The sequence below is a fragment of the Oribacterium sp. KHPX15 genome (assembly GCF_900107835.1).
GTDB lineage: Bacteria > Bacillota > Clostridia > Lachnospirales > Lachnospiraceae > Oribacterium.
Map to the genome: position 1 here is coordinate 1 of NZ_FNRG01000068.1, position 3353 is coordinate 3353.

Genomic DNA, 3353 nt, shown 5'->3' on the forward strand with positions numbered 1-3353 from the left:
TGAAAAAATCAGGCGGTTACTGAGCATACACTAATTAAGGATGTTATGCCATGAAGATAGCAATCATTTCTGATACTCATTCACTCCTGAGACCGGAGGTTGAGGAGAAGCTCAAAGACTGTGACTATATACTGCATGGAGGAGACATTGCTTCTAAGGAGACATTTGAAAGAATAAATGCAATAGCTCCGGCATATTTTGTAAGAGGAAATGCAGATAAGGACTGGGCGGAAGATATCCCTAAGGAGCTGGAGATAGAGCTTTCAGGATACAATTTCTACATGGTCCACAACATAAAACACATAAGACATGATCTGTCAGATGTTGATTTCGTGATATATGGACACTCTCATAAATACGAGAATCGTGAGAAAGACGGGATAACATATCTTAATCCGGGAAGCTGTGGCCCAAGAAGATTTACGCAGCCAGTGACATTTATGCTTATGACCATAGAGAAAGGCTCATATAGCATAGAGAAGGTCGATATCTCGCCAGTATTGAAAAAGGGAGCCAAATACCCGCCGGAAAAAGAGATGGACAAGTTAATAAGAAATATAATTAAGGACATGGATTCTAACCGTACGGTTGATGAAATATCAAAACTGAACCGGGTAGAAAAAGTGCTTGTAGAAGAAATACTGCAGATCTACACGACGCATTCGGGGATTGATGTAGATGGGATATTAAATCGGATGAAAGAGTAAGGTATAGGAGACTTGCATTGAAAGTAAAATTATCAGAAATAATAGATGCGATAGAGATGATGGATGTATATTCGGAATATTTTATAGATAAAGAGACCGGTGAAATAGAGTGTGTCAATGATATGACAATGTCCAGTTCGGAAAAGGATGAAGTCTATGACAGTTTGGATGAGCATGGTTTTTACAGGCTTCCGACATCTTTCGATATCCGTGACTACGATATCATGGAAGCCTTTGTAAATACGCTGTCAGGTACTGAGTACGAGAAACTGGCACATGCAATACAAGGGAAGGGCGCATTTAGACGCTTTAAGGATAATGTGTACGATCTTGGTATTGACCAGCAGTGGTATGACTATCAGGCAAAAGAATACAGGCGGATCGCTGATGAATGGTGCGAGGAAAATAGCATTGAATACGAGGAGTGAGCGTCATTTCCCGTGACTTATGAATGTTAAAAAAAACTAATTTTTAGAGTGAGGATTCAAAGATGGACAATTTATTTGATTTAGATGAAATTCAGGTGGACGCAGATCTTTTGGAGAGGGCTAATCCTATCTTCAATACGGCTAAAATGACGCTTTATCAGCTGGCCGCATCCGGAGACGAGGATTCGGCTCTGATGGTGGAAAAACTCGGCCTTAACGAAGAAACCCAGAATAGTTTCACGACCACTTCTGACGCGGTAAAGCTTCTGATCGAGAGCCTGCTTATGGACATGAGATATCATACCATAGAAAAGCTTGCGATGGATGAGGGGGATTTTACGGAGATAGATCTTCCCTGTGGGTACCTGCCCAAGGCTTTAAGATACGTAAGAGCGGGCCATCGGTTCATCGGGCTTGATCTCCCCGCAACCATTCAGGAGGTGGAACCTGCCATGAACGCGCTTCTCGACGAGGGACAGAAGAAGATGGTGAAGTTTGCCGGAGTCGATGCCACCAATTACGAATCACTAAGGTCGGCAATAGCTGACGTTGAGGGAAAAGTCGTCATCACCACCGAGGGTCTTATGGTCTATTTTAATGACTCGGAAATCGGGGCTCTCTGTGACAATGTTAAAAGGATCCTGGACGAGCATGGCGGCTGTTGGCTTACCATCGATCCGGAGTGGCTTATGGCATATACCCTGATCGTGAAAGCGATCCTTGGCGACAAGGCTCTTGAGGCTCTTGCGTCCATGCAAAAAAGAGCGGAGGATAAATCCGATGTGGGCGTGAAAGGCAGTTCACTGGTTGTCTTTCCGAAGGAGGATATTAGAGAAGACATAAAAAAAGCCATGGAATTTCTGGCAAAGCATGGATTGAAGGCTGAAAGAATGATCGTGGCGGAGCATATGCCTGAGCTTAAGGTATTTAAGAAACTTAAGCCTGAACAAGTATCGGCTGTAAAGGAAGCCATGAAACTGAATGCCTACTGGAAGATCACGTCCATGGGTGCTACGGAGGCCAGAGAAGAAATAGATACAGGTGACATTGCGGAAAAGAATTTTGATGTTGATGCGCAGATAGCCGGAGACAAGCTCTTCCTTTCCCTTATCGGAAGAATCGATTCACTGACGGCTCCCAAGATCCTGTCTTTTTATGAAAAGACAGCGAAGGAAAATGATATCAAAGCGGTGCATGTCAATTGTGAAAAGCTTCAGTATATATCCTCTGCCGGGCTTCGTGTCCTGCTCATCATGAAAAAGAATATCAAAGAGGGTATGGTTTTGGACAATGTGTGTCCGGAGGTCATGGAAATTCTTAAAACTACGGGATTTGATTCCATTTTTTTGGGAGAGGATTGAAAATTATTTAAATATTGAAAGATTCCAAATAGCAAAAGTAGTTGATTGAAAGTGCTTTTCATCAACTACTTCGATTGTTGTGCTGAAGAACCGGGCTCAGGAATACCTTTAAGGGGAAATATGACTTATTCAGACGATTTTCAGATAAGCTCCATGGATGAGCTTATAGAACTTATAGATGAAGTGGGCTTTGTCCCATTCTTTTCAAATGAAATAGAGGGATTTTCGTTAGAGGAGCATATTACGCCTGGATGCTGGTATGACGATGCTGATGGTGAATTCTGGCCAGCCTGGGAATGGAAAGGTCCTGTGATAAGAGAAATGAAATGCGCATACGGGAAGTTCCTGAGAAACAAGGTAATGTACATAAGCCCTAAGTGGTTCCCTGATTTCGCGAACTTCCGAAGACAAGGCTACGATTTCGATGCCAGATACGACGACGGGCTTGCTTCGTTCTATGATAAAGAGCTTTTTGAATTATTGGATATGAAGGCACCGGTCTTATCGAAGAATCTTAAGAAGGACGGAGGTTATGGTAAGAATGGCAAAAAGGGCTTTGATACCATCGTGACAAGGCTTCAAAAGCAATGTTATGTGATAACAAGTGATTTTTGTTACTCCACAGATAAGCTTGGCAATAAGTACGGCTGGGGAATAGCAGAGTATTCAACGCCCGAAAAGTTCCTTGGAAAGAAGTTTGAAAATTCAGTCTATAAGCGGACACCGGAGGAATCCTACGTCCGCTTATTAAAGCAGTTTAAAAAGATATTACCGGATGCAGAACAGAAGAAGATTGAAAAGATCCTTAGGTAACTAAGGACAGAGGATATATATGATTATAAATAGAGACGATGATG

Annotated in this window: 4 protein-coding genes; all 4 read left to right on the forward strand. The window is 42.4% G+C overall.

Going from position 1 to position 3353, the window contains the following annotated elements; translation table 11 throughout:
- Positions 1-50: 50 nt before the first annotated feature.
- Entirely contained in the window at positions 51-707 is a 657-nt protein-coding gene (locus BLV86_RS17265; RefSeq protein WP_090820057.1) for a metallophosphoesterase family protein, read from the forward strand.
- Positions 708-724: 17 nt separating this feature from the next.
- Positions 725-1135, forward strand: a complete 411-nt coding sequence (locus BLV86_RS17270) for a UPF0158 family protein (protein WP_090820059.1) — start codon at positions 725-727, stop codon at positions 1133-1135.
- Positions 1136-1197: 62 nt separating this feature from the next.
- On the forward strand, positions 1198-2496 hold the full coding sequence (locus BLV86_RS17275; RefSeq protein ID WP_090820062.1) for an STAS domain-containing protein: 1299 nt from the start codon (positions 1198-1200) through the stop codon (positions 2494-2496).
- Between the two features lie 120 nt (positions 2497-2616).
- A complete protein-coding gene (locus BLV86_RS17280) occupies positions 2617-3309 on the forward strand; it encodes an AlkZ-related protein (protein ID WP_090820065.1) in 693 nt (230 codons plus the stop codon).
- The last annotated feature ends 44 nt before the right edge of the window (positions 3310-3353 follow it).

What these genes read in the sequence shown, in the direction of transcription:
- BLV86_RS17275 (WP_090820062.1), top strand. Translation starts at nt 1,198, where the DNA reads ATGGACAATTTATTTGATTTAGATGAAATTCAGGTGGACGCAGATCTT.
- BLV86_RS17280 (WP_090820065.1), top strand. Translation starts at nt 2,617, where the DNA reads ATGACTTATTCAGACGATTTTCAGATAAGCTCCATGGATGAGCTTATA.
- BLV86_RS17265 (WP_090820057.1), top strand. Translation starts at nt 51, where the DNA reads ATGAAGATAGCAATCATTTCTGATACTCATTCACTCCTGAGACCGGAG.